This window comes from Xylanimonas allomyrinae (genome assembly GCF_004135345.1).
GTDB classification, from domain to species: domain Bacteria; phylum Actinomycetota; class Actinomycetes; order Actinomycetales; family Cellulomonadaceae; genus Xylanimonas; species Xylanimonas allomyrinae.
On the sequence record NZ_CP035495.1, the window covers coordinates 497795 to 523535 of the forward strand.

24 protein-coding genes and 1 pseudogene are annotated in these 25741 nt (G+C 73.9%); 15 read left to right on the forward strand and 10 right to left on the reverse strand.

Annotation, left to right across the window (positions count from 1 at the left end; genetic code table 11):
• Genes ET495_RS02220 through ET495_RS02235 form a run of 4 tightly spaced genes read right to left on the reverse strand, consistent with a single transcriptional unit; the run spans position 1 to position 4650 of the window.
• On the reverse strand, positions 1 to 195 hold the full coding sequence (locus tag ET495_RS02220; protein ID WP_129202274.1) for a ferredoxin: 195 nt from the start codon (positions 193 to 195) through the stop codon (positions 1 to 3).
• Positions 192 to 1853: a pyruvate, phosphate dikinase gene (locus tag ET495_RS02225; protein WP_129202276.1), complete on the reverse strand. Its 1662-nt coding sequence runs from the start codon at positions 1851 to 1853 to the stop codon at positions 192 to 194. The genes ET495_RS02220 and ET495_RS02225 overlap by 4 nt, the downstream gene beginning before the upstream one ends.
• A 2-nt stretch (positions 1854 to 1855) precedes the next feature.
• Positions 1856 to 3124: a histidine phosphatase family protein gene (locus ET495_RS02230; RefSeq protein WP_129202278.1), complete on the reverse strand. Its 1269-nt coding sequence runs from the start codon at positions 3122 to 3124 to the stop codon at positions 1856 to 1858.
• Entirely contained in the window at positions 3109 to 4650 is a 1542-nt protein-coding gene (locus tag ET495_RS02235) for an AMP-binding protein (RefSeq protein ID WP_129202280.1), read from the reverse strand. Before ET495_RS02235 ends, ET495_RS02230 begins: the two co-directional genes overlap by 16 nt.
• Before the next feature lie 216 nt (positions 4651 to 4866).
• On the opposite strand from ET495_RS02235, the gene ET495_RS02240 reads away from it, so the two are divergent.
• The 14 genes from ET495_RS02240 to ET495_RS02300 all read left to right on the forward strand — a co-directional run bounded on the left by ET495_RS02240 (position 4867) and on the right by ET495_RS02300 (position 19534).
• Complete coding sequence (locus ET495_RS02240) at positions 4867 to 5541, forward strand: TetR/AcrR family transcriptional regulator (RefSeq protein ID WP_162616334.1); 675 nt, start codon at positions 4867 to 4869, stop codon at positions 5539 to 5541.
• A 62-nt stretch (positions 5542 to 5603) separates the two neighbouring features.
• Positions 5604 to 7337 (forward strand): PEP-utilizing enzyme, encoded by a 1734-nt coding sequence (locus tag ET495_RS02245; protein ID WP_129202284.1) that lies wholly within the window; start codon positions 5604 to 5606, stop codon positions 7335 to 7337.
• A 25-nt stretch (positions 7338 to 7362) separates the two neighbouring features.
• On the forward strand, positions 7363 to 8568 hold the full coding sequence (locus tag ET495_RS02250) for a cytochrome P450 (protein WP_129202286.1): 1206 nt from the start codon (positions 7363 to 7365) through the stop codon (positions 8566 to 8568).
• Positions 8565 to 10019 (forward strand): aldehyde dehydrogenase family protein, encoded by a 1455-nt coding sequence (locus ET495_RS02255; protein ID WP_129202288.1) that lies wholly within the window; start codon positions 8565 to 8567, stop codon positions 10017 to 10019. The genes ET495_RS02250 and ET495_RS02255 overlap by 4 nt, the downstream gene beginning before the upstream one ends.
• A 227-nt stretch (positions 10020 to 10246) precedes the next feature.
• Positions 10247 to 10900, forward strand: a complete 654-nt coding sequence (locus tag ET495_RS02260; protein ID WP_245993394.1) for an SDR family NAD(P)-dependent oxidoreductase — start codon at positions 10247 to 10249, stop codon at positions 10898 to 10900.
• Positions 10901 to 11025: 125 nt separating this feature from the next.
• Entirely contained in the window at positions 11026 to 11778 is a 753-nt protein-coding gene (locus ET495_RS02265) for an SDR family oxidoreductase (protein ID WP_162616335.1), read from the forward strand.
• Positions 11775 to 12524 carry an SDR family oxidoreductase gene (locus tag ET495_RS02270; RefSeq protein ID WP_129202292.1) on the forward strand — a complete coding sequence of 250 codons (750 nt, stop codon included), beginning with the start codon at positions 11775 to 11777 and terminating at the stop codon, positions 12522 to 12524. Before ET495_RS02265 ends, ET495_RS02270 begins: the two co-directional genes overlap by 4 nt.
• Before the next feature lie 89 nt (positions 12525 to 12613).
• Positions 12614 to 12781 carry a hypothetical protein gene (locus tag ET495_RS17475; protein WP_162616336.1) on the forward strand — a complete coding sequence of 56 codons (168 nt, stop codon included), beginning with the start codon at positions 12614 to 12616 and terminating at the stop codon, positions 12779 to 12781.
• A 152-nt stretch (positions 12782 to 12933) separates the two neighbouring features.
• Positions 12934 to 13935, forward strand: coding sequence for a bifunctional riboflavin kinase/FAD synthetase (locus tag ET495_RS02275; RefSeq protein WP_129202294.1), 1002 nt, complete (start codon positions 12934 to 12936; stop codon positions 13933 to 13935).
• A 129-nt stretch (positions 13936 to 14064) separates the two neighbouring features.
• A complete protein-coding gene (gene rpsO / locus ET495_RS02280) occupies positions 14065 to 14334 on the forward strand; it encodes a 30S ribosomal protein S15 (RefSeq protein ID WP_129205839.1) in 270 nt (89 codons plus the stop codon).
• A gap of 279 nt (positions 14335 to 14613) precedes the next feature.
• Positions 14614 to 16854, forward strand: a complete 2241-nt coding sequence (locus ET495_RS02285; protein ID WP_129202296.1) for a polyribonucleotide nucleotidyltransferase — start codon at positions 14614 to 14616, stop codon at positions 16852 to 16854.
• A gap of 2 nt (positions 16855 to 16856) precedes the next feature.
• Complete coding sequence (locus tag ET495_RS02290; protein WP_129202298.1) at positions 16857 to 18185, forward strand: M16 family metallopeptidase; 1329 nt, start codon at positions 16857 to 16859, stop codon at positions 18183 to 18185.
• Between the two features lie 124 nt (positions 18186 to 18309).
• The gene (dapB, locus tag ET495_RS02295; protein ID WP_129202300.1) at positions 18310 to 19083 is read left to right on the forward strand and encodes a 4-hydroxy-tetrahydrodipicolinate reductase; all 774 of its coding nucleotides are present in this window, start codon (positions 18310 to 18312) and stop codon (positions 19081 to 19083) included.
• A 28-nt stretch (positions 19084 to 19111) separates the two neighbouring features.
• On the forward strand, positions 19112 to 19534 hold the full coding sequence (locus tag ET495_RS02300; RefSeq protein WP_129202302.1) for a tetratricopeptide repeat protein: 423 nt from the start codon (positions 19112 to 19114) through the stop codon (positions 19532 to 19534).
• Between the two features lie 63 nt (positions 19535 to 19597).
• On the opposite strand, the gene ET495_RS02305 is transcribed toward ET495_RS02300, so the two are convergent.
• From ET495_RS02305 to ET495_RS02330, 6 genes and pseudogenes are all read right to left on the reverse strand, one after another.
• Positions 19598 to 20080 carry a hypothetical protein gene (locus ET495_RS02305; protein ID WP_129202304.1) on the reverse strand — a complete coding sequence of 161 codons (483 nt, stop codon included), beginning with the start codon at positions 20078 to 20080 and terminating at the stop codon, positions 19598 to 19600.
• An 81-nt stretch (positions 20081 to 20161) separates the two neighbouring features.
• A complete protein-coding gene (locus ET495_RS02310) occupies positions 20162 to 21439 on the reverse strand; it encodes an MFS transporter (protein ID WP_342770140.1) in 1278 nt (425 codons plus the stop codon).
• A gap of 102 nt (positions 21440 to 21541) precedes the next feature.
• Positions 21542 to 22072 carry a GNAT family N-acetyltransferase gene (locus ET495_RS02315; RefSeq protein WP_129202306.1) on the reverse strand — a complete coding sequence of 177 codons (531 nt, stop codon included), beginning with the start codon at positions 22070 to 22072 and terminating at the stop codon, positions 21542 to 21544.
• A 72-nt stretch (positions 22073 to 22144) separates the two neighbouring features.
• Positions 22145 to 22464: pseudogene (locus ET495_RS18395) on the reverse strand (AzlD domain-containing protein).
• Positions 22461 to 23177 carry an AzlC family ABC transporter permease gene (locus ET495_RS02325; protein ID WP_245993254.1) on the reverse strand — a complete coding sequence of 239 codons (717 nt, stop codon included), beginning with the start codon at positions 23175 to 23177 and terminating at the stop codon, positions 22461 to 22463. Before ET495_RS02325 ends, ET495_RS18395 begins: the two are co-directional and overlap by 4 nt.
• 76 nt (positions 23178 to 23253) lie before the next feature.
• Positions 23254 to 24723: an NAD-dependent succinate-semialdehyde dehydrogenase gene (locus ET495_RS02330; protein ID WP_129202310.1), complete on the reverse strand. Its 1470-nt coding sequence runs from the start codon at positions 24721 to 24723 to the stop codon at positions 23254 to 23256.
• A gap of 76 nt (positions 24724 to 24799) precedes the next feature.
• Between ET495_RS02330 and dapA the strand changes: the two genes are divergently transcribed.
• A complete protein-coding gene (gene dapA / locus ET495_RS02335) occupies positions 24800 to 25714 on the forward strand; it encodes a 4-hydroxy-tetrahydrodipicolinate synthase (RefSeq protein WP_129202312.1) in 915 nt (304 codons plus the stop codon).
• Positions 25715 to 25741: the final 27 nt, after the last annotated feature.

A 25741-nucleotide genomic window follows, 5' to 3' on the forward strand; every position in this document is an offset into this window, starting at 1 on the left:
TCAGCCTTCCCCGATGCGCAGCGCCTCGGTCGGGCACGCCGTCACGGCCGCCTCGACGGCGTCGCGGTTGCCCGCATCGACGAGGGTGGTCTTGACCACCAGCGTGCCGTCGTCGTCGATCTCGAACACGTCCGGGGCCGTCGCCTCGCAGACGCCGAGCACGGTGCACTTGTCGCGGTCCACGCAGATCTTCATCGCGTGCCCTCCTTGCCTGGGTGGGATGCCGCCCAGCGCTCGAGAATCCCGAGCTCGGGCAGATGGGTGGCCAGGATGCGGTCGGGATCGACCGACCCGGCGTGGTCGGCGGCGCCGAGCCAGATCTCGCCCGTGGTGCCGTCGATCGTGATGACGTCCCCCGCGCGGGCCACGACCCGGCGGTCGGCGTCGTGGATACCGTCGGCGCCGACGGTCAGGTGCCCGGCGCCGACCACGGTGGGGATGCCCCAGCCTCGGGCGACGACCGCCGCGTGGCTGACCAGCCCTCCGGTCGTCGTGAGGATGCCGGTCGCGGCCGCCATCCCGGCGACATCCTCGGGGCTGGTCTGCGACCGCACGAGGACGACGTCGTCGCGGGCGTCGACGGCGTCCTCGCTGGTGAGCACGACCCGGCCGCACGCGCGGCCGGGGGAGACGCCGAGCCCGGTGCCGAGCGACGGCATCGTCGCGTCGACGGTGGACCCGGCCTGGTCGAGCACCTCGTGCCGGGCGCGGTCGCGGGTCGCGGCGGGGACGCGGTCGAGCGCCTCCGCCGGCGTGAGCGCGATCTCGGGGTCGCGCGTCATCTGCACGGCAGCGCGCACCGCGGCGACCGCGCCGCGTCGGGCGACGCGTGTCTGCAACAGCCAGAGCCTGCCCTGCTCCACGGTGAACTCGACGTCGCAGATGTCGCGGTAGTGCGTCTCCAGCCGCCGCAGCGCGCTGCGCAGCGCGTGGTGGGCGTCGGGAAGGTGCTCGGCCATGCGGGCGATCGGCCACGTCCTGGCCGTGCCCCCGACGACGTCCTCGCCCTGGGCGCGCGGCAGGTAGTCGCCGTACAGCGTGTCACGGCCCGTCGCGGGGTCGCGGGTGAACACGACGCCGGTGCCGGAGTCGGGTCCCCGGTTGCCGAACACCATGGCCTGGACGTTGACCGCGGTCCCCAGCCCGTCGTCGATGCCCTCGGTCGCCCGGTACGCCCGGGCGCGCGGCGAGTCCCAGGACCGGAAGACCGCCTCGACGGCCTGCCGGAGCTGCACGTGCGGGTCGGCGGGCACCGGTCGCCCGGCCGCGGCCTCGACGGCCGCCCGAAGCCGGCTCACGTGGGACTGCACCGCGGCGAGCGACGGCGGTGCCTCGTCGGGGAGCCGGTCGGCGGGCACCCCCATGACCGTGGTGGCGAACATGTGCAGGAACCGCCGGTAGCTGTCCCAGGCGAACACGGCGTCGCCGGACTGCTCGGCGAGGGCCGCGACGGCGTCGTCGTTCAGGCCGAGGTTGAGCACCGTGTCGAGCATCCCCGGCATGGACCGGGGAGCGCCGCTGCGCACGGCCAGGAGCAGCGGGTCGGCCGCGTCGCCGAAGGAGCGGCCCATGGTCGCGCCGAGCCTGGCGACGGCCTCGCGCAGGGCGTCGTCGAGGGACCCCGGCCAGCCCGCGGCCCGGAAGCGGCGGCTGACGGGGACGGTGATCGTGAAGCCGGGGGGCACGGGCAGGCCGAGCGTCGCGGTCATCTCCGCCAGGCCGGCGCCCTTGCCGCCCAGCAGGTCGGTCAGGTCCCGTGGCGGGACCGGGTGCGCGTGGTCGAACGGGTAGATCGGCTGCTCGGACGTCGCGCCGCCGGGCGTTCCGTCGTGGGAGAGTCGCGCGCGGAGCATGGTCAGTGTCCGTCCTTCGCCGAGCGTTCCCGGCCGAGCGTGGACAGCAGGTCCTGATGCAGCGCCATCCACAGGTCGTGGTAGCTCTCGGACAGCGGCGCCGACAGCGCCCGCCGGTCGCCGCCGCGCAGCCGGTCGCGGGCATCCGAGAACGCGCTCGGGTACCAGCCGAACCGTGGCAGCGCGTCGGCGAGCCGCCGCGTCAGCTCGAGCGCCGCACGGTGGACCGGCTCGAGCCGGTCGAGCACGGACTGGTCGTACGCGGCGTCGCTGTGGTCGTTGGGCTCGGCGGCGCCGTCCTTGAGCTGCCAGCTCGTGCAGATCTGCTTGAAGGGCTGGTTGAGCGCGACGAACGCCTCGTACGCGTGCTCCACCTCGGCGCGGCGCCCGCTGCGCTCCAGCTCCTCTGCGAGGGCTCGGGCGTGCCAGCGGCGTCCCTCGGGGGTGAGCGCCCACCCGGTGAGGCGGCCCGTGCGGGCCTGCACCAGGGTGTCGCGCTCGGCCGCGGTGAGGGCGTCGGCGACGTCCTCGACCGGCAGCCCGGTGAGGCGGGAGACGGACTGGGGCGTCGCCAGGCCGAGCACCCTGAGGGCGTGCGTGACGTGAAGACGCGTGGACGGGGCGGGCGGTGCCGCCGTAGGCGTGGTGGTCATGGTCTCCTCCTGTGGGCGAGGCCAGGTGCTCAGCAGATGGGCGGTCTCGTTGGCGCTGCGCAGCGTCCGGCGGCCGGAGCGGTCCGCCATCACCCGGGTGACCGACGTGTAGTGCGGCTCGAAGAAGAACGGAGAGGGCAGGCCGAGCACGTCGGCGACGTAGGCGTTGATCACCCCGAAGTGGCAGACGACGCCGACGACTTCTGAGGCGTGACGGTCGACGACCTGCTCGAGGCAGGTGACCACGCGGCGACGGAAGGCATCCAGGTCGATCTCCTCGCCGTCCCAGCGGCCCGCCCGGAGCTCGTCCCAGCGTGTGCGGGGGTCGTCGGTGCGTTCCTCGCTGGGCACGTAGTGCGACGCCCCGGTGTCGAACTCGGCGAGGTCGTCGTCGACGTGCAGGGGCAGCCCGGTCGCCGCGGCCAGCGCCGCGGCGGTCTCCCCGGCCCTGCGCATCGGGCTGGAGTAGAGGGCGTCGACGCGCGGGGTGCCCGGCGCGGCGAGGAACTCCGCCAGTCGGCCCGCCTGCCGCCGCCCCTCGTCGGTCAGGCCCGGGTCGCCGAGCTCGTGGCGTGTGGCCCGGGCCGGACGGGCATGCCGGATCAGGAGCAGTTCCATGCGGGCCTCCGGTCTTCGTGGGCGGACCGGTAGGCGGCCCGGAGCGGTTCGAGCAGCAGCTTCCCGGTCGGCGTGCGCGGGAGCCGGTCGACGAAGTCGACCGCGCGCGGGCACTTGAAGTGCGCCAGCCTGGCGCGGGCCAGGTCGATGAGGTCGCGCGCGAGCGCGTCGTCGGCCGTGCGGTCTGCGGCGAGCTGGACGACGGCGCGCACGCTCTCGCCGAACTCCTCGTCCGGGACGCCGATCACGGCGACGTCGGCGACGGCCGGGTGCGTGATCAGGACGTCCTCGACCTCGCGCGGGTAGACGTTGACGCCGCCCGAGACGATGGTCTGGCCGGCACGTCCCGTCAGGTACAGGTACCCGTCCTCGTCGAGGCGGCCGAGGTCGCCCGCGCTGCCCCATGAGGCGCGGGGCGCGGGGCCCTCGGGTGCGGGAGGTGGCTCGAACCAGACGCCGCCGACGGACCCCGCCGGGAGCTCGGCGCCGTCGTCGTCCAGGATGTGCAGCCGCCCGGTGACGGCCGTGCCCACCGAGCCACGGTGCTCACGCCACTCGTGCGGGCCGATCGCGGTGTGGCCGTATCCCTCGGACGCGCCGTAGTACTCGTAGACGATGGGTCCCCACCAGTCGAGCATGGCCTCCTTGACGTCGGGGGAGCAGGGAGCACCCGCGTGGACCGCCGCGCGGTGCGAGCTCAGGTCGTACCGAGCGCGCTCGGACGGCGGCAGCCGCAGCAGGCGGACGAACATGGTGGGCACCCATTGGCTGTGGGTCACGCGGTAGCGCTCGATGGCCGAGAGCGCGGCCGCCGCATCGAACCGCTCCATGACGACGACGGTGCCGCCGAGCTGGTGCACGGTCTGCAGGAACGCGAAGGGTGCCGCGTGGTACACGGGTCCCGTCGACAGGTAGACGGGATCAGGTGCGTCGAAGCCCAGCCGGGACAGCAGCGGCCCGAGCCGGGGCGGAAGCCGGCGCGGGTGCACGCCGGGCAGCGGCTGGCGGAACGCCTTGGGCCGCCCTGTCGTCCCGGAGCTGAACAGCAGGCGTGCCCCGGCGACCTCGTGCGCCGCGGGGATGGGCGTGGCGTCCGTGACGGCCTGCTCGTAGTCGGTCGCCCCAGGGAGGGGGTGCGGGCCGGCGTCGGTGACGAGGCAGGGCGCGCGGTGATCGGCGCGCGCGAGCGCGGCGGCGACGCCGGCGGCGAGCGCGGACGACGTCACCACGACTGCGGGGGACGCGTCGGCGATCAGGGGTTCGAGCTCAGCGGGTCCGAGGTGGCGGTTGACGGGGGCGATGACGAGACCGCTGCGCAGGCACGCCCAGAGGATCTCGCCCCAGCGGGCGTCGTTCTCGAGCGCCACCAGCACGGTGCTGCCCGGGGCCGCCCCCTGGTCGGCGAGCGCTCCCGCCAGGAGGCGGCTGCGCCGGTCGAGCTCGCGGTAGGTCACGGTGCGCCCGCTGCCGGCCATGATCAGGGCCGCACGATCCGGTGCGCTCCGCGCGTGGTCACCGGGGTACATGGGTCGACTCCTGTCCTTCCAAATGTGACTGACGTTCACATCGGGTGGGTTCCGGACTATACGGTCGCCCGCTCGTGCTGCGCAAGGGTTGAGGTTTGGCCCGCCATTGTGCAAGCCATTGACAGGGATTGTGGCGTGTGGCTAACTCCCTCCATGGGAGCGACCGCAGCGAGCACTCGCCTACACGTCACGACAGACGCGACTGACAGTCGCATCTTGGCGGAGACGAGCACAGACGACGCGCCTGCCTACGACGCGAGCCTGTTCGGCAGCGGAGCGAGCACCGTCCGCGGCGCCCGCACCCGCGAGAAGCTGGTCGCGGCCGCTGCCACCTGCTTCTCCGAGTACGGCTACACGCGCACGCGCATCTGCGACATCGTCGGCAACGCCGGGGTGTCGCAGGGCAGCTTCTACCGGCACTTCGCCAACAAGGGCGAGGTGCTGCTCGCCGTGATCGAGCCGTGCGTGCGCGACCTGCTGAGCTCGACCCGCCGCCTGAACGCCACGGGGATGGACGACCGCGAGGCGCTGGTGCAGACCACGACCGCGTACTTCACCACCTACGCTCAGCACCGCCACCTCATGCGGGTGACACGCGAGGCGTCCTCGGCCCAGGACGGCAGCGGGTTCGCCGAGCGGTGGCTGCGCATCCGCGCCGAGTTCACCGCCCGCACGACGCGCTGGCTGACCCGGCTGCGCGACGAGGGCCGGATCGACGCCAGCCGATCCGGCGACCTGGTCGCGGACGCCCTGGGCGCGATGACCGACCAGGTCGCCTACACGCACATCGGGCTCCCCGCGTCCGCCCCCCGCGTCGAGGAGCTGCACCAGCTCGGCCGCGTCGTCGGCGAGCTGTGGTTCCAGTCGGTCTACGGCACGCGAACCCCCTAGCCGCGCCCGGCAGACGGGCGCCCAGCCTCATCCCGGTAACCGATCACAAAGGAGTGAGCACCATGCCGGAGCGATGGGTGGTCGACAACGACCCCAGCCCACGATTCCCCATCTACACCCGCGGCAACGTGGGTGAGGTCTTCCCCGACCCGGTCGCCCCGTTCTCGTGGACGCTGTGGGGGATCCCGCACGCCGAGCCGGGGTGGGCCGAGGCCCTGGCCCGGTTCGGGGCCTTCGACACCGACGAGTTCACCCCCGGCGTGATGGAGACGCTGGGCGTGTTCGGCGGCTACGCCTACCTCAACGTGAGCGTCACCCGCATCTTCGGCGCCCGTGTCCCGGGGATGTCACCCGAGGCGGTCGACCAGACCTTCTTCGGCTCCCAGGCGGCGACGGCCCCGCCGTACGCCCCCGGCCCCGACGACGAGAGCCCCGTGCACGCAGAGCGCAGCGCCCGGACGCTCGAGTGGATCCTCGCCGCGACGGAACTCCCCGAGCAGGCGGCGTCGCGCGAGAAGGTGCGCGCGCTGCGCGCCCAGCGCCCCGACCTGCGCGCGCTGTCGGACCGGCAGCTCCTGGAGCGCACACGCGAGCTCATCAACACGCACTGGCGCGGCCTGTGGGTCGAGCACATCTTCCTGACCCACTGCGCCCTCGTCCCGCCGGCGATCCTCGCCGCCGTCGCCGCCGCACTGGGCGACCCCGGCCTGGTGACGCGGGTGATCACCGGCCTCGGGGCCGTGGACAGCGCACTGCCGGCCCACGAGCTGTGGCGGCTGTCGCGGCAGGTCGCACGGTCGACCCACCTTCAGGAGGCCTTCGACGACGGCGTCGACGGCCTGCGTGCGCGGCTCGAGGCCTCGGTGCATCCTGACGCCGCCGCGTTCGTGAGCGCGTTCGACGCGTTCCTGTACCAGCACGGCGCTCGCGGCTTCAACGAGTGGGAGATGCGCTCGCGCACGTTCGAGACCCATCCCGAGATCGCGTGGTCGGCCATCGACCGGATCCGGCGGGCCCCCGACTCCGCCGACCCGGTCGCGGCGCAGCAGCGGCTGGCCGGCGAGCGGGAGGAGGCGGTCGCGCAGGTGGCGGCCGCGCTGGAGGCCGACCCGGAGGTGCGCGGTCAGTTCGTGGCCGGAGCCCAGGCGGCGCGGACGTTCCTGGCCGGCCGCGAGCGCACCAAGACCAACGCGATCACGCTGGTGCACGAGGCGCGCATGACCATGCGGGAGCTGGGCCGGCGCTTCGTCCAGCGGGGGGTCTTCGCGGAGATCGAAGACTTCGGCATGCTCACCGACGACGAGTGGAGCACCGCGATCTCCGACCCCGCGGGCGTCCCGGAGCTGCTCGTGCAGCGCAAGGAGCAGATGGCGGCCCTGGCCGCGCTCGACGCACCGTTCATCGTCGCCGGGACCGTCCCCCCGCTGGACACCTGGCAGCCGCGGACCGGCGACGTCGCACCCGTGGAGGCGGGGGACGTCCTGCAGGGCGTGCCGGGCTGCTCGGGCACGGCCACCGGCCGCGTGCGCGTCGTCGCCGACCCGTCCGACCCGCGCGGCCTGGAGCCCGGCGACGTGCTCGTCGCCGAGATCACCGACTCGTCCTGGACGCCGCTGTTCGTCCCGGCCGGAGCCGTCGTCGTCGACCAGGGCGCGACCGTCAGCCACGCCGTGATCGTCAGCCGTGAGCTCGGCATCCCCTGCGTCGTGTCGGTCGGCCACGCCAGCCGCGCCCTGCGCGACGGCCAGGTGGTGTCGGTCGACGGGGCCGCCGGCACGGTCACCGTCGTCGAGTAGGCAACAGCCAGGAAGGGGCATCCGCATGAGCATCACAGCGCCGACACTCGACTCCATCGACCTCCTGGACGTGCGGCCGTTCGCCGAGGGGCGCGACGGCGAAGCGTTCCGCGTCCTGCGCGACCGCGCGCCCGTGTTCTGGAACGACGAGCCCGACGGCCCCGGCTTCTGGTCGGTGACGCGCTACGCGGACGTCGACGCGGTGGCCAAGGACGCCGCGACCTTCTCCTCGGCCGACGGCACCCAGATCGCCAGCCGCCGGGCCGAGGGCGCCAACCACTCCATGCACAACATGGACGCGCCACGGCACCTGCTGCTGCGCAAGATCATGGTTCCGCACTTCACGCCGCGGCGCGTGGCCGGCTGGGAGGGCCGGATCGGCGACGTCGTCGCATCGCTCGTGGACGAGGCGGTCGCGTGCGGCGAGCTCGACTTCGTCGCCACCGTGGCCGAGCGGCTGCCGCTGCTCGTCTTCGCGGCCATGCTGGGCGTCCCCTCGCAGGACGCGCCGCGGCTGCTGCGCTGGACGAACATGATCGCGAGCGAGGACCCCGACCACGCGACGACGCCGGACGCGCTGGTCACGGCACGCGCGGAGCTGTTCGACTACTTCCACGCCCTGGGCGCCGAACGGCTCGCAGCGCCGCAGGACGACCTGGTCAGCGTCCTGATGCACGCCGAGGTCGAGGGACTGCGGCTGCGGCCGGAAGAGCTCGACCCGTTCTTCCTCCTGCTCACCGTCGCCGGCAACGAGACCACCCGCAACCTGCTGTCGGGCGGCGTCGAGGCGCTGGGCCGGCACGGGTTGTGGCCCGCGCTGGCGAGCCGCCCCCAGGTGCTGCCAGCGGCGATCGAGGAGATGCTCCGCTGGGTGTCGCCCGTCATCAACATGCGGCGGACGGCGACGGTGGACACGCGCCTGCACGGCACGCACATCGCGGCGGGCCAGAAGGTCGTGCTCTGGTTCGCCTCGGCGAACCGCGACGAGCGGGTCTTCGCCGACGCCGACACGTTCGTGCTCGACCGGCACGACAACCCGCACCTCGCGTTCGGGGCGGGCCCGCACTTCTGCCTCGGCGCGCACCTCGCCCGCCTGGAGGTGCGCCTGTTCTTCCAGGAGCTGCTCCGTCGCGGCGTCGCCTTCGAGCCGGCCGGCGAGCCCGACTGGCTGCTCTCCAACTGGTTCCGGGGCATCAAGAGGCTGCCGGTCCGTGTGCGGGGGAGCCGATGACCGGGCCGGGCGTCGCCACGCCGCTGCTGCGCGATCGTGAGGAGCTCTACGTCGGCGGCGAATGGGTCCGGTCGGGGGCCGGGGCCACCATCGAGGTCGAGAACCCGGCGACGGAGGAGATCGTCGCGCGTGTTGTCTCGGGCGACGCCGACGACGTCGAGCGGGCCGTGCGCGCCGCGCGGCAGGCGTGGCCGGGGTGGGCCGCGCGGCCGGTCGAGGACAGGGCGCACCTGATCACCCGGCTCGCCGACGAGCTCGAGGCGCGGCGCCACGAGCTCGGCGTGGTGACGGCGACCGAGATCGGCATGCCGCTGCCCCAGGCGACGGCCACCCAGGCCGGGATGCCGGTCGAGGTGCTGCGCACGACGGCCAGGGTCGCCGAGACCTACCCGTGGCGGCAGGAGCTCTCGGGCGCCACCGTGGTCCGCGAGCCGGCCGGCGTGGTCGCGGCCATCACGCCGTGGAACTTCCCGCTGCACCAGATCGCGGCGAAGGTGGGCCCTGCGCTGCTGGCCGGTTGCGCGGTCGTGCTCAAGCCGAGCGGGATCGCGCCGCTCAACGCGTACGCGTTCGCCGAGTGCGTCGCACGCGCGGGCCTGCCGCCCGGCGTCTTCAACCTCGTCACCGGCCCGGGCCGGCAGGTCGGTGAGGCGCTGGTGACGCACCCCGACGTCGCCGTCGTCTCGCTCACCGGCTCGGTCGCCTCGGGCGCCCGTGTGGGGCAGCTCGCGGCCGCGGGCATCAAGCGGTGCTGCCTGGAGCTGGGCGGCAAGTCCGCCAACGTGCTGCTCGACGACGCGGACCTCGACCTGGCGATCCCGAGCGCCGTCCAGCAGGGCCTGTCGAACAGCGGGCAGGCGTGCAACGCCCTGACGCGCATCCTCGTGGGCCGCGACCGGCTCGGCGAGGTCGAGGAGCGCCTGGTCGCTGCCGTCGAGGCGCTGCGCGTCGGCGACCCGTTCGCCGCGGGCACGGACCTGGGGCCGGTGGTCAGCGCGGGTCAGCGCGACAGCATCCGTGGCCACGTCGTGCGCGCGCTGGCGGCAGGGGAGCGGCTGCTGACCGGGGGATCCGACGCCCCCGACGGCCTTGAGCGGGGCTACTACGTGCGTCCCAGCGTCTTCTCGCGCGTGGGCGTCGATGCGCCGCTCGTGCAGGAGGAGATCTTCGGCCCGGTGCTCGTCGTGCAGGTCTACGAGGACGAGCACGAGGCCGTCGCGATCGCGAACGCCACCCGGTTCGGCCTCTCGGGCGGCGTGTGGTCGGCAGACCCGGAGCGGGCCCGCCGGGTGGCGAGCCGGATGCGCACGGGCCAGGTCAAGGTCAACGGGGTGCGGACCCGGGACCACTTCGACGCCCCGTTCGGCGGGTACGGGCAGTCGGGCGTCGGGCGCGAGCTCGGCCCGTTCGGCATCGACGAGTTCGTGGAGACCAAGTCGATCCTGCGCTGACGCGGGACCACCCCCACACCACCCAGGCTGCGCCGCGTCACAGCGGTGCGGCGTGCCGGAACGTTCAGATCTCAACGACGAGAGAAGGAAGTGTTTCGCATGGCAAACCGACTCACAGGCAAGACGGCCGTCGTCACCGGGGCGGCGGGCGCGCTGGGCACCGCGATCGCGGTGCGGCTCGCCACCGAGGGGCGGACGTCGTCGCCGTCGGCAGCGGGCGCACCCCGCTGGACGGGGTACGTGCGGCCGTCGAGGCCACCGGGGCGAACGTGGCGACGGTCGAGGGCGACGTCGCCACCGCGGAGGGCGTCGCCGCCTACCTGGCCGCGGCGGCGGATCGCTTCGGCCGCCTCGACGTGCTCGTCAACAACGCCGGCGTCCAGGCGGGCATCGGCCCGCTGAGCGACCTGCCCGAGGAGGCGTTCGACAGGCTCATGAACGTCAACGTGCGCAGCGTGTTCCTCGGCCTCAAGCACGGCGGCCGCACGATGGCCGAGCAGGGCGGGGGAGTGATCGTGAACGTGGCGTCGGTCGCCGGCCTGCGCGGGGTCCCGCTCATCGCCGCCTACACGGCGTCCAAGCACGCGATCATCGGCCTCACCAAGGCGGCCGCCGCGGAGCTCGCGGGCGCTGGCGTGCGCGTCAGCGCCGTCGCTCCGGGCGTCATCGAGTCGCCGATGATGCGCGGGATCGAGAACGGCGCCGCGCCGGGCGCCCCCGAGCAGGCCAAGGCCGCCTACACGGCGCTGACCCAGCTCGGCCGGTACGGCACGCCCGAGGAGGTCGGCGGCGCCGTCGCGTTCCTCGCCTCCGACGATGCGTCCTACATGACAGGCGGCTACCTGCGCCTCGACGGCGGCATGGCCGTCGACAGCGCCTGACCGCACGGGGCCCGGGCCGTCACGACGACGCGCACCGGGCCTCGGCACCACGAGGGACACGAGGGACACGAGGGACACGAGGGACACGAGGGACGTGAGCAGTGGGACACGGACAACGACGCAAGGTGGCCCTGGTCACCGGGGGCGCGCACGGCATCGGGCGCGCGGTCGTCGAGAAGCTCGCCCGGCGCGACCTGACCGTCGTCGTCGCCGATCGGGACGAGGACGCCGGGACGCGGGTCGCGCAGGGGGTCGAGGGGCGGTTCGTGCCGACCGACGTGCGGGTGCCCGCCGACGTCGAACGTGCCGTCGCTGTTGCCGACGGCCTGGGCCGGCTGGTCTTCGTCAACCTGGGTGCAGGTCTCGCGCGGGCGAGCAGCGACCCGCTGACCGTCCCGGACGCCGCGTTCGACCAGATGTGGCAGGTCAACGTCGGCGGCGTCTGGAACGGCGTGCGCGCGTCGGTGCCGGCGCTGAGCGGCGCCGCCGCCGGCGCCCCGGGCCGCATCGTCGTGACGGCGTCGCTGGCGGGGCTGGCGACCTGGCCCGACGACCCCCTGTACACGGCGACCAAGCACGCGGTCGTCGGCCTCGTGCGCGCCCTGGCGCCCGCGCTGGAGCGCCGGCGGGTCGTGCTGTCGGCGATCTGCCCCGGCTTCGTGGACACCGGGCTCGTCCCCGATCGCTACCGCGCCGGCGGCTACCCGCTGCTGTCGGCGCGGCAGGTCGCGGACCTGGCCGTGGCCGACCACGAACCTGGGGGGCTCTACGTCCTGCAACCGGGCGGCGAGCCTCTCGCGTACCGGCACCGCGGCGTGCCCGGCGCACGCGACGCCGACGGAACCGTCGCCCTGCCCCCGCGGCTGGAGGAACCATGACCTGCATCGTCGTGACCGGAGCCTCGTCAGGGATCGGAGCCGCGCTCGTGCGGCTCCTCTCCGAGCACCACCCGGTGGTCGGCCTCGACCGTCACGCCGCCCCCGGGTCGCCCGTCATCGGATGCGACCTGACGGACCCGGCCAGCGTCGCGGCCGCGCTCGCCCGGCTCCCCGACCGGATCGGCGGCCTGGCGAACGTGGCCGGCGTCGCGGGCACCGCGCCCGCCACGCGCGTGATGGAGGTCAACCTCCTGGGGACGCGCCGCATCACCGAGGCGCTCGCGGGCCGCATCGCCGACGGCGGTGCCATCGTCACGGTCGCCTCGCTCGCGGGGCACCACCCGGGCTTCGACGACGACGTCCGCCGCCTGCTGGCCGCGGACGACGACGACGTCCTGGCCTGGACGCGGACGGCCGGGCTCTCCGGGGCACAGGCCTACGACGTGTCGAAGAAGGCCCTGCTGCGGTACGGCAGGCAGCTGAGCGCGAGGCTCGCCCCTCGGCGGGTCCGCTCGTGCACCGTGAGTCCGGGCCCGGTCGAGACCCCGCTCCTGCCGGAGTTCGAGGCGTCGATGGCCGGCGCGGTCGAGCGCGCGGCGACGTGGACGGGTCGCCACGCCCGGCCCGAGGAGATCGCACGCGTCGTCGCATTCCTGCTGTCGCCGGACGCCTCGTGGATCAGCGGTGTCGACGTGGTCGCCGACGGCGGTCTCACGGCCCGGCGTGCGGATGATGCCCGGCCGTGAGGCATCGCACGCCAGACCGAGGTGTGGGCGGGGAGCGAGAGGGCCACGATGGTCCCCATCGGACGCCGTACAAGGAGGTCGACGACGACATGGATCCCAAGGACGACACGCAGAAGAAGGCCCCGAGCCAGTTCGACGACACAGCCGGGTTCGCCGGCTACGACGACCTGGACAAGGACTCGCTGGTCACGCCGCGTGTGGTGCTCAAGAAGCTCGACGACGCAGCCGGGTTCGCCGGCTACGACGACGAGAGCTGACGTCACGTCCGCCCGGGCGCGCATGACTGCGCGCCCGGGCGGTGTGTGTCGGGGTCCGTCCTGTTCAGGTGCCCGCACGTTCTACTCTTGACTTCCGGTGCCGTCCCGGCGTGATCGCGTCGGTGGCGAGCGGACGACGAGGAGCGAAGCGCGTGCAGGTGTGGCATGACCTGGCTGAGGCGGCGCACGGCCTCGCCGCAGGTGTGGGTGAGGGCCGCCGCTCGACGTCGGTCGTGACGATCGGCAACTTCGACGGCGTCCACCGGGGCCACCGCGCGGTGCTCGGCCGCGTGGTCGGGCTCGCGCGCGCCGACCGGCGGGCTGCGGTCGCCGTGACCTTCGACCCGCACCCTGCGCAGGTCCACCGGCCCGAGCAGGCGCCCGAGCTGCTGACGGGCCTGCCCGACCGCCTCGACCTGCTGGCCGCGATCGGCCTCGACGGCGTCCTCGTGCTGCATTACACGCTCGACCTGGCGAGCCTCACGCCCGAGGAGTTCGTGACGCGCTACCTCGTGGAGACGTTGCGGGCTCGCACCGTGGTGGTCGGGCACGACGTCAGGTTCGGCAAGGGGAACTCGGGGTCGCTCGCCACCATGGTCGAGCTGGGCGGCGTCCACGGCTTCGAGGTCGTGGCGGTCGACGACATCGGCGAGTGCCGTCCGCTGACGGCCGGCGGCAGCGCCCGCTGGTCCAGCTCGGCTGCGCGTGCCCTGCTCGCCGAGGGCGACGTCGCGGGGGCCGCCGACGTGCTCGGCCGCCCGCACCGCCTGCGCGGCGTCGTCGTGCACGGCGACGCGCGCGGGCGCCTGCTCGGGTTCCCGACGGCGAACCTCGGTGGCATCCAGGGCATGGTTCCCGCCGACGGCGTCTACGCGGGCCGCCTGCTGCGCCCGCACCTCGCCGCGAGCGACCCGGGCCACGCCGACGGCGTGCTGCCCGCAGCCGTCTCGGTGGGCACCAACCCGACGTTCGACGGCGTCGACCGCCGCGTCGAGGCGTACGTGCTCGACCGCGACGACCTTGAGCTGTACGACGAGGAGGTCGTCGTCGAGCTGGTCGAGCGGCTGCGCCCGACGTTGCGCTTCGACAGCGTCGAGGCGCTCGTCGACCAGATGCACGCCGACGTCGACAAGGCGCGCGACCTGCTGCGGTGACGCGCGGCTGCGCGGTCGGGGAGCCGGGCCCGCGCTGGTAAGATGACCAGGCCGTACGAACGGCCGCGGATCGAGAGCGCCCGGTGGAAGAGCCCCGGTGCACCGCGCAACGACACCGAGGAGAGCCACATGCCGCTCGACAACGCCACCAAGAAGGCGATCATCACCGAGTACGCGACCCACGAGGGCGACACCGGCTCGCCGGAGGTGCAGATCGCGCTCCTGACGCAGCGCATCAAGGACCTGACCGAGCACCTCAAGGAGCACAAGCACGACCACCACTCGCGTCGTGGCCTGCTCCTGCTCGTCGGCCAGCGCCGTCGTCTCCTGGGCTACCTGCAGAACATCGACATCGCGCGCTACCGCTCGCTCATCGAGCGGCTCGGCCTGCGCCGCTGACGTACCCGACCGAGCCGCTTCGGCGGCGTGTGCGGACCGCTCGCCGCGGGACGCGCGCACCGTTGACATCTGACGACAGACCGGCCCGGTCCCTCTCGCAGGGGTCGGGCCGGTCTGGTGAGATGTACCGGTAACCATCACGTAGCAGAACCACACCGCGCCGAGCCTCCGCCCGGTCCTCGGTAGTGGCCTTCCGACCGCCTGCCCCACGCGGGTGCGGTCGGCAGGCCTCGATCGAAGACCGACGGGGTCGGCGCCATCGCAGAACGGAGGGCACCCATGGAGGGTCCCGAGATCCAGTTCGCCGAGGCCGTCATCGACAACGGCCGCTTCGGCACCCGCACCGTCCGCTTCGAGACGGGCCGCCTGGCCCGCCAGGCCGCCGGCTCCGTCGCCGCCTACCTGGACGGCGAGACGATGCTGCTGTCGGCCACGACGGCCGGCAAGCACCCCAAGGACCAGTTCGACTTCTTCCCCCTGACGGTGGACGTCGAGGAGCGCATGTACGCCGCGGGCCGCATCCCCGGCTCGTTCTTCCGCCGTGAGGGCCGCCCCTCGACCGAGGCGATCCTCGCGTGCCGTCTCATCGACCGCCCGCTGCGCCCGCTGTTCGTCAAGGGCCTGCGCAACGAGGTCCAGGTCGTGGTCACCGTCCTGGCGATCCACCCGGACGACGCCTACGACGTGCTGGCGATCAACGCCGCGTCGCTGTCCACCCAGATCTCCGGCCTGCCCTTCTCGGGTCCGGTCGCGGGCGTGCGCATCGCGCTCATCGACGGCCAGTGGGTCGCGTTCCCCAAGTACTCCGACAAGGAGCGCGCCGTCTTCGAGATGGTGGTCGCCGGCCGCATCTCCGGTGACGACGTGGCGATCGCGATGATCGAGGCCGAGGCCACCGACGACGCCTGGAGGCTCATCCAGGAAGGCGTCCAGGCGCCGACCGAGGCCGTCGTGGCCGAGGGCATCGAGGCTGCCAAGCCGTTCCTGCGCGCGCTGTGCGAGGCTCAGGCCGCGCTCGCCGCCCAGGCCTCCAAGGAGGTGCAGGAGTTCCCGCTCTTCCCGGACTACCAGGCCGACGCGTACGAGGCGGTCGAGGCCGCGGGCGCGGCGCGTGCCGCCGAGGCGCTGACCATCGCCGACAAGCAGACGCGTGAGGGTCGCCTCGACGAGATCAAGGCCGACCTGGTCGCCGAGCTGGGCGAGCGGTTCGAGGGCCGCGAGAAGGAGATCTCCGCGGCGTTCAAGTCGGTGCAGAAGAAGCTCATGCGCCGTCGCGTGCTCACCGAGCAGATCCGCATCGACGGCCGTGGCCCGCGTGACATCCGCACGCTCTCGGCCGAGGTCGAGGTCATCCCGCGCGTGCACGGCTCGGCCATCTTCGAGCGTGGCGAGACGCAGATCCTGGGTGTGACCACGCTCAACATGCTGCGCATGGAGCAGCAGATCGACTCGCTCGGCCCGGTCACGCGCAAGCGCTACATGCACAACTACAACTTCCCGCCGTTCTCCACGGGCGAGACGGGGCGCGTCGGCTCGCCGAAGCGTCGCGAGATCGGCCACGGCGCCCTCGCCGAGCGCGCGCTCGTGCCCGTGCTGCCCTCGCGTGAGGAGTTCCCCTACGCGATCCGCCAGGTCTCGGAGGCGCTGGGCTCCAACGGCTCGACGTCGATGGGTTCGGTCTGTGCCTCGACGCTGTCGCTGCTCAACGCCGGCGTGCCGCTCAGGGCTGCGGTGGCCGGCATCGCCATGGGCCTCATCTCCGACGAGGTCGACGGTGAGACCCGCTACGTCGCGCTGACCGACATCCTCGGTGCCGAGGACGCCCTCGGCGACATGGACTTCAAGGTCGCCGGCACGCGTGAGTTCGTCACGGCCATCCAGCTCGACACCAAGCTCGACGGCATCCCCGCCTCGGTGCTGGCCGGCGCGCTGACCCAGGCCCACGAGGCCCGCGTCACGATCCTGGACGTGCTGAACGAGGCCATCGACGTCCCGGACGAGATGTCCCCGAACGCCCCGCGCGTCATCTCGGTCAAGGTCCCGGTCGACAAGATCGGCGAGGTCATCGGCCCGAAGGGCAAGATGATCAACCAGATCCAGGAGGAGACCGGCGCCGACATCTCGATCGAGGACGACGGAACGGTCTACATCGGCGCCACCGACGGCCCGTCGGCGGAGGCCGCGCGTGCGGCGATCAACGCGATCGCGAACCCGCACCTCCCCGAGGTGGGTGAGCGCTTCGTCGGCACCGTCGTCAAGACGACGTCGTTCGGCGCGTTCATCTCCCTGTCCCCGGGCAAGGACGGTCTGCTGCACATCTCGCAGATCCGCAAGCTCGTGGGCGGCAAGCGCGTCGAGAACGTCGACGACGTGCTGTCCGTGGGCCAGAAGGTCCAGGTCGAGATCGGCGAGATCGACCCGCGCGGCAAGCTGTCGCTCGTGGCCGTGACCGACGAGGACGACGCGAAGCCCGAGACGGCAGAGCCCGTCTCGGAGGCCGCAGAGGGCACCGAGGCCTGAGCATGACCTGGCACCTTCCGCTCGTCGCGGCAGGCGAGCCGGGTGCCGAGCTGACCGCCGGGCAGGACGGTGCGACGATCCGTCGCTCCGTCCTGCCCGGCGGCGTCCGCGTGCTCACCGAGCACATGCCGGGCCAGCGCTCGGCGACCGTGGGCGCCTGGGTCGGCGTCGGTTCCCGCGACGAGACCGACGGGCACCACGGATCGACGCACTTCCTCGAGCACCTGCTGTTCAAGGGCACCAGGCACCGCTCGGCGATGGACATCGCGGAGGCGTTCGACGCCGTCGGCGGGGAGGCCAACGCCGCCACCGGCAAGGAGCACACGTGCTACTACGCCCGCGTGCTCGATTCCGACCTCCCGATGGCGATCGACGTCATCGGCGACATGATCACGTCCGCGCGCCTCGACGCGACCGAGCTGGAGACCGAGCGCGGAGTCATCCTCGAAGAGCTTGCGATGAACGACGACGACCCGTCCGACGTCGTCCACGAGGAGTTCGCGCAGGCCGTGCTGGGCACGCACCCGCTGGGGCGGCCCATCGGCGGCACGCCCGACACCATCCGGGCCGTGCCCCGCGAGGCCGTCTGGCAGCACTACCAGTGGCACTACCGCCCCGAGACGCTCGTCGTGGCGGCCGCCGGCGGCGTCGACCACGACAGGGTCGTGGGGCAGGTGACCGAGGCTCTCGCCCACGGCGGCTGGTCGCTGGAGGAGGCGGTCGCCCCGCGCGAGCGCCGCTCCGACGTCCCGGAGACCGACGGCGTGCCACGCGAGGGCATCCAGCTGTCGGTCCGCCGTGCGGTCGAGCAGGCCAACGTCGTGGTCGGCTCCACGGGGCTGTCGGCCACCGACGAGCGCCGGTTCGCCCTCAGCGTGCTCAGCGCCGTCCTGGGCGGCGGCATGAGCTCGCGGCTCTTCCAGGAGATCCGCGAGAAGCGCGGGCTGGCCTACTCGACGTACTCTTTCGCGTCAGGTCACGGAGGGCTCGGCACGTTCGGGCTCTACGCGGGCTGCGCTCCGGGCAAGGTCGACGTCGTCGAGAAGCTGCTGCACGCGGAGCTGGACAGGCTCGCGTCCGACGGGATCACGGCGGCCGAGCTCGAACGCTCGATCGGGCAGCTCTCGGGCGGGCTCGTGCTGGGGCTGGAAGACTCTGGCTCGCGCATGACCCGCCTCGGCAAGTCCGAGCTCGTGTTCGGCGAGCTCCTCGGCCTCGAGGAGTCGCTCGAACGCATCCGGGCGGTCACGGCGCAGGACGTACGTGACCTCGCGGCCGATCTGGCCGCGCGGCCGCGTTCCGTCGTGCGTGTGGGACCCTTCGGCGACTGACCTCGCGCCCCGAGGCCGGGCCCGACGAAGACCACCCCGAACCTGGGGACACGGTCACGCCGGGCCCGGCCGCGGGGCCGTGAGGGGACGTCGCCGTTCCGACGACCCCCTGTGGAGGGAACCGATGACCGAGCAGATCCGCGTCGCCGTCCTGGGCGCCGCCGGGCGCATGGGCGCCACGACCTGCGCTGCCGTCGAGGCCGCACCCGACCTGACGCTGGTCGCACGCGTCGACTCGAGCGACGGCGTCGCCGGAGTGGGCGCCACGGGCGCTCAGGTCGCCGTCGACTTCACCGTCCCGAGCGTGACCGAGGCGAACGTACACGCCCTCCTGGACGCAGGCGTCCACGCCGTCGTGGGCGCGACGGGCTGGACCGACGCGTCGCGTGCACGCGTCGCAGAGCACCTCGCCCGGGTCAACGCGGACCGCCCGCAGGGACGCGGCCTGGGCGTCGTCATCGCACCCAACTTCGGACTCTCGGCCGTGCTCGCGATGCAGTTCGCCGCGCGCGCCGCGCGGTACTTCGAGTCGGCCGAGGTGATCGAGCTGCATCACCCGACGAAGGTCGACGCGCCGTCGGGCACCGCCCGGCACACGGCGGCCGCGATCGCGGCCGTGCGCGCCGATGCGGGGCTGGGGCCCATGCCCGACGCGACCGAGACAGGCTGGGAGGCCCGGGGCGCCGACGTCGACGGCGTGCGCGTGCACGCCGTGCGCCTGCGCGGACTGGTCGCGCACGAGGAGGTGCTGCTCGGCAACCCGGGCGAGCAGCTCGTGATCCGGCAGGACTCGTTCGACCGGGTGTCGTTCATGCCGGGCGTGCTGCTCGCCGTGCGCGAGGTGGCGTCGCGGCCCGGCCTGACGGTGGGCCTCGAGCACCTGCTGGACCTGGGATGAGCGCCGAGCGCCGCACGCTCCCCGCGGCCTGGTGGGCGCCGTCGTCGTCACGTTGCTGCTCGGGCTGTACGTGTGGGCTGTCGCGGGGCGCGGAATCGCGATGATTCGCACGGGCGAGCCCGTCGTCGTGGCCATCGGGGCCGCGGCGCTCGTGATCCCGCTGCTCGTCGTCGGGCTGATCGCTGCCGAGTTCCGGCTGGCGACCAGGGTGCAGCGCATGGCCGACGAGCTGTCGGCGGCGGGCGACCTGCCGGTCGACGACCTGCCGCGCTCGCCCGGCGGGCGCATCGACCGTGCGGCGGCGGACGCCGCCTTCGACACCTACCGCGCCGCGGCCGAGGCGGCTCCGGACTCGTGGCGCGCGTGGTACCACCTGGCGTTCGCCTACGACGCCGCGGGGGACCGCAAGCGTGCACGCGCGGCGCTGCGCAGGGCGTCGTCGCTCTACTGACGCCCGGGGTGCCCACGTGGCCGGGCTCGCGGCGCCGGCCGAGTCCCGGTGTCGCGAGGCGACTCAGTCGGGCAGGCGCGTCCAGCAGTAGACCGAGTGACGGACCTCGACGGCCCGCCGCGACAGCGCGGCGAGCGCCGTGACCGCGCCTGCGAGGCGTTCGGGCTGGCGCCGCGGCGCGCGTGCGCGCAGCTCTGGCGTGTGCGCCCAGCGGACGGCGACGTCGGCCAGCCGGGCGCGGGGTGCCTCGGCGAGTGCCGCGACCAGCCCGTCCGACACCGTGACCACCCAGGGCCCCTCGTCGGCTCCGTCGACCACCTGTCCGTGCCGCGCCTCGGAGGTGCACTCGTGGTAGGGCCTTCCCGACAGCAGCTCGCAGAGCGTGCCGAGCATCACGAACGGCTCGATCGACGGCAGCGTGACCGTGTCGAACATCGGCTCGCCCGACCCGAGCGCCAGCGCGGAGGGACCTTCGGGCTGCAGCAGTGCAAGCGCCGCGACGTCGTCGGAGGCGGCGGCGAAGTAGTTCGTCTCGATCCCCGTCACGTGGCCAGGGTGCCAACGGCGTGCTAGCGGCGTGTCACGTTCGTGTCACGGGCTCGTGACGACCGTGCCGCCCGCCGCGGTTCACGCGGGCTCGGCAGCGTCGAGCGCCGAGGCGACGCCGCCGTGCGTGGGCACCCAGCGTCCCCAGGTGAGAGCGAGCCCGCCGGCGAGCAGGGCCGCCGTGAGCAGGAACGGGTAGGTGCGGTCGATGCCCGAGAGCCAGCCGGAGATCCAGCCGAACGGTGCGGCGGCGAGCATGATGCACGTGCGCTGGATCGCCATGACCCGGGACCGTTCGGCCTCGTCGACGTGCAGCGCCACGAGCGACTCCGAGAGCATGAACAGCATGCCCGCGCCGAAGCTGTCGAGCAGCAGGCACAGCGCGAGGAACGCGTAGGTGCCCGCGGTCGCGGCGCCGTCGGCGGCCGGGATGGCGACCAGCGTGAGCTGCCCGGCCAGGTAGACCCCGAACCCCCACAGGGTGGGCCGTTTGAGGTCGACGGCCGTCGTCAGCCGGGGGATGAGCGTGAAGAAGAACACCATCGACAGGATCGAGCGCACCATCGGGAAGAACGGCAGCACCGGGTCGGGCACATGCAGGTGCTGGCTGGCCACGACCTGCCAGAACGTCCCGTTGACGAGCGTGACCGCTGCCGTCAGCGCCGCGATAGCCAGGGCCATGAGCGAGCCGCGCGAACGCAGCAGCAGCCCGAGGGCACCCCGGTACCCGGCCAGCAGCTGCCACACGCTCTGCCCGCGCGTCTGCTCCATGCGGATCGTGCCCTGCCGGGTCTCCGACGACCACCGGTACAGCCAGATGATCTTGACCGTCATCACGAGGGCGGCGTTGACGAACAGGATGCGCACCGCGGGTTCGAGCCCGAGCTGCGCCACGAGCACGGCGGCCAGCGGCGCGAACAGCGCCGAGCAGTCGGCCGCGACCTTCACGAGCGAGTAGATCCGGGTGATCTTGCCGCGCTCGGCGTCCTCGACCATGAGGCAGTCCCACGAGTTCTGGGTCACCTGGAGGGTCCCGTTGACGAGCGACGCGGCCAGGAAGAACCAGAAGTTCTGCGCGAACGCCCACAGGATGCACGGGATCACCCAGGCGGCGACGTCGAACCACGCGGTGGTCGCGCGGCGGCCGAGCCTGTCGGTGATGATGCCGCCCGCCAGGCCGAACCCGACCTGCGACACCATCCCGAGCGTGGCGAGCAGACCGATCTGGGAGTCGTGCAGCCCCGGGCCAGCATGAAGACCGAGAGGTAGGGCAGCACGAGCGCCATGGACAGGCCCCACAGCGGCTCGGTCCACACGCAGGCGCGGGGGTTGCCGCGCAGGTGCACCAGGGTGCGCCACAACGAGTCGCCGGTCGAAGCCATGCGGCAAGTCAAGCAGCGGCAGCGAAAACGGTGTCGGAGCAGGCGCGCGTGGTGCGCGTCGGCGTCGCGCCGCGCGGGTCTACAGCAGCGCCGACCACCGGTGCTCGACGACGCTGCGCACCCCCAGGTCGTCGAGTCCGACGGCGAGGGTGCGCTCCTGCCCGTCGGGCCCGAGGCCTGATTCGGCGAGGAACCGTTCGCGGCCCGCGTCGCCGTCGAGCACCCAGGTCGCGACGGCCTCGGCGCCGTCGGAGCGCAGCCTGTCGACGGCGGCCGACAGCAGGCGCGACCCGTGCCCCCGGCGGCGGTGGCCGGGGTCGACCTCCAGCGCCAGCAGCTGCCCCGGGGCGACCGCGGTGAAGCCGACGACGGCGGCGCCCGCGAGCGCGACGAGAACCACGAACCCGGGCCCGGGCGGGGCGGTGACGGCCTCGGCCCAGCGCGCGCGGACCGCGTCGTCGTCGACCAGGTCCACGACGGGGTCGCCCAGGGCGGGCGCCACGCGCCACGCGGCCGTCTGGACGCGGGTGACCGCGGCCTCGTCACCGGGTACGGCGGGGCGGACGGAGACGTCGGCGGTGGCGCCGTCGGAGGACGTGAACAGGGCCATGCGCCCAACCTAGGGCCTCGGCGGGAGGTCGCGGTCCGCTGCGGCGACGGCGCCGCCGGTCCGTGCTGCCGGTCAGCCCCAGCCCAGTGCGCGCAGCCCGGCGGCCGTCGCTGCCGCGAGCACGACGACGACGACGAAGGGTGCACGTCGCAGCAGCGCGACCGCGGCGACCGCGAGTGCCGGGACGCGGGCGTCGAACGTGAGCCCGCGCCCCGCCCGAGCGTCTGGACGACGACCAGCGAGGCCAGCAGCGCGACCGTGACGAGCGACGTCAGGCGCGCGACGCGCGGGTCCGCCAGCCAGTGCTCGGGCACCAGGTGCCCCGCGAGCTTGAGCGCGAAGCACGCGAGCGACGCGGCCAGCACGGTGGCCCACAGGACGGCCGCGGTCATGCGTCCACCTGTGCGTCGGCGTCGCGGGCGCGCTCGGGCCGACCGGCAACGACCCCGACGGCGATCGCCGACGCCGCGGCCGCGAGCACCGGGACGCCCGAGGGGACCAGGGGTATGAGCCCGGCCGACACGACGACGGCGATGCCGGCCACGAGCTGGGCGGTGCGCGACGCGAGCCGCGGCCACACGAGCGCGAGGAACGCGGCGGCGGCGGCCGCGTCGAGGCCCCAGGCGCGCGGGTCGCCCATCGCGTGCCCGGCGAGCGCGCCGAGCAGCGTGAAGGAGTTCCACAGCACGAACACGCCACCGCCCGCGACCCAGAACCCGGCCCGCGCGGCCCGCGTGTCCGTCTGGGCGGTGGCGACCGCCGTCGACTCGTCGATCGTGAGCTGCGCCGCCGCGACACGTCGCAGGCCGTGCACGCGCAGCAGCGGCGTGACGACGGCCCCGTACAGCGTGTTGCGTGCGCCCAGCAGCGCCGCGGTCGCGACGGCCGCGACGGGGGAGCCGCCCGCGCCGACGACTCCGACGAGCGCGAACTGCGATCCGCCCGAGAACAGCAGCAGGCTCAGGGCCATGGTCGGCAGGACGCCGATGCCTGCGGCGACCGACAGCGCGCCGAACGAGATGCCGTACAGCCCGGTCGCGACCGCGACCGACAGCCCCTGCCGCACGGCGGCGCGCACCGCCGGGTTCGGGGGAGCGTGCGTCACGGCCCTACTGAACCATGCGCCGCGCGGGCGGTGCATGCCCGTGTCGGATTCGCGTGCCTGCCGGTGGCGACCGTGGTCACAGGGCGACGTACACCGTCTCCAGGTACTCCTCGATGCCCGCCTCGCCGCCCTCACGGCCGATCCCCGACTGCTTGAGCCCGCCGAACGGGGCGCTCGCGTCCGAGACCATGCCGCGGTTGATGCCGATCATCCCGGCCTCGAGCTCGTCGGACAGGCGCATCGCGCGTGCCAGCGACGTCGTGTACGCGTACGCGGCGAGCCCGTGCTCGGTGTCGTTGGCCAGGGCGATCGCCTCGTCGTCGTCGGCGAACGCGACCACGGGCGCGACCGGCCCGAAGATCTCCTCGCGCACCGCGCGCGCCTGCGGGTCGACCCCCGTGAGCACCGTCGGACGGTAGAAGGACCCCGGGCCGCGCGGCCGTTCGCCGCCGGTGAGCACCTGGGCGCCGCGCTCGGTGGCGTCGGCGACGAGCTCGTCGACCTTGTCGACGGCCGCCGGGTCGACGAGCGGGCCGAGGTCGACGCCGTCCTCGTTGCCCGGCCCGAGGCGCAGCGCCTCGAACCGCGCGGCGAGGCGGCGCGCGAACTCGCGCGCGAGCGAGTCGTGCACGAGGAAACGGTTGGCGGCGACGCACGACTGCCCGGCGTTGCGCAGCTTCGCGACGACGGCCCCGTCGACGGCGGCGTCGAGGTCGGCGTCGGCCAGCACGAGGAACGGTGCGTTCCCGCCGAGCTCCATCGACACGTTGAGCACGTGGTCCGCCGCCTGCGCGAGCAGCGTGCGGCCGACGGCGGTGGACCCCGTGAAGGACAGCTTGCGCAGTCGGTGGTCGGCCAGCAGCGGTGCCGTGGCCGCGGCGGCGCGCGCGGTGGGCACGACGTTGACGACTCCCGGCGGCAGGCCCGCGTTCGCGAGCTCCTCGCGCAGCACCTCGGCGGCGAGCATCGTCGTCAGCGGGGCGAGCCGGGCGGGCTTGACGACGACGGTGCACCCGGCGGCGAGCGCCGGCCCGATCTTGCGGGTCGCCATCGCGAGGGGGAAGTTCCAGGGCGTGACCAGGAGCGCCGGCCCGACGGGGCGGCGGTGGACGAGCTGCCTGTTGGTCCCGGCCGGGGCCGTTCGCACCAGGCCGGGGTGGCGCACGGCCTCCTCGGCGTACCAGCGCAGGAACTCGGCCCCGTAGACGACCTCGGCGCGCGACTCGGCCCGCGTCTTGCCGCACTCTGCCGTGATGAGGGCGGCGACGTCGTCGGCGCGGGCGACGAGGCGCTCGAAGGCGGCGCGCAGCACCTCGCCGCGTGCCCTCGGCGGGGTCGCCCGCCACGCCGGCGCGGCCTCGTGCGCGGCGGCGAGCGCGCGCCGCGTGTCCTCGGGGGCGGCGTCGGCGACGTCGAACAGGACGGCGCCCGTGGCGGGGTCCGCGACCTCGAACGTGCGGCCGCCGGTGGCCGGCCCCCAGTGGCCGTCGACGAGGAGGCCGGTGGGCAGATGGGCGACGAGGGCGGGAGACAGGACGGCGCTCATGGCTCCACCTTGCCCTGCCGCGGCGCGCGCCGCCGTGCGGCGGGTTGCTGACAGTGCGGGCCGGTACGGTGTTCCCATGGCATTGACGTCGAACCCTGCCCGCCCGTTCGGGGCGGTGCTCACCGCGATGGTGACCCCGATGACGGCCGGCGGGGAGGTGGACCTCGAGGCCGCGCGCACGCTGGCGACCTGGCTGGTCGACCACGGCTGCGACGGTCTCGTGCTCAACGGGACCACGGGCGAGGCGCCGACGACGCACGCGCCGGAGAAGGCCGCGCTCGTCGCCGCCGTCGTCGAGGCGGTCGGCGACCGTGCCGCGGTGCTCGCGGGCGCGGGCTCCAACGACACGTTGCACGCGGCCCGCATGGCCGAGCAGGCGGTCGAGGCGGGCGCCGACGGGCTGCTGGTCGTCTCGCCGTACTACTCGCGGCCCTCGCAGGAGGGCCTCGCCCGGCACTTCGAGATCGTTGCCGAGGCAGGCGGCAGGCCCGTCATGCTCTACGACGTCCCCGGGCGCACCGGGGTGCGTATCGGGGCCGACGCGTACGCGCGCCTCGCGCAGCACCCGTTGATCGTCGCGACCAAGGACGCCTCGGGCGACGTCGCCGCAGCCGCGGGCCTGGCCGCCAGCACCGGCCTGGCGTGGTACTCGGGCGACGACGCGCTGCTGCTGCCGTTCCTCGCGCACGGCGGCGCGGGCGTCGTGTCGGTCGCCACGCACGCCGTGCCCGACGCGTTCGCGCAGGTGGTCGCCGCCTGGGACGCTGGTGACACCGCGCGCGCCCTCGACGTCTTCCGCGGGGCGCTGCCCGCGATCAGCGCGCTCAACGCGGCGGGGTTCCAGGCCGTCATGGCCAAGGCAGCCGTCGAGGTGCTCGGCGTCGTGCCGGGCCGCACCGTGCGTCTGCCGCTCGTGGCGGCGTCCGACGACGAGGCGGCCGCGGTGCGTGCCGGGCTCCTCGCCGCGGGCGTGCTCACCGCGACCTCCTGACCGAGGCCACTCCCGGGCCGGCGGCAC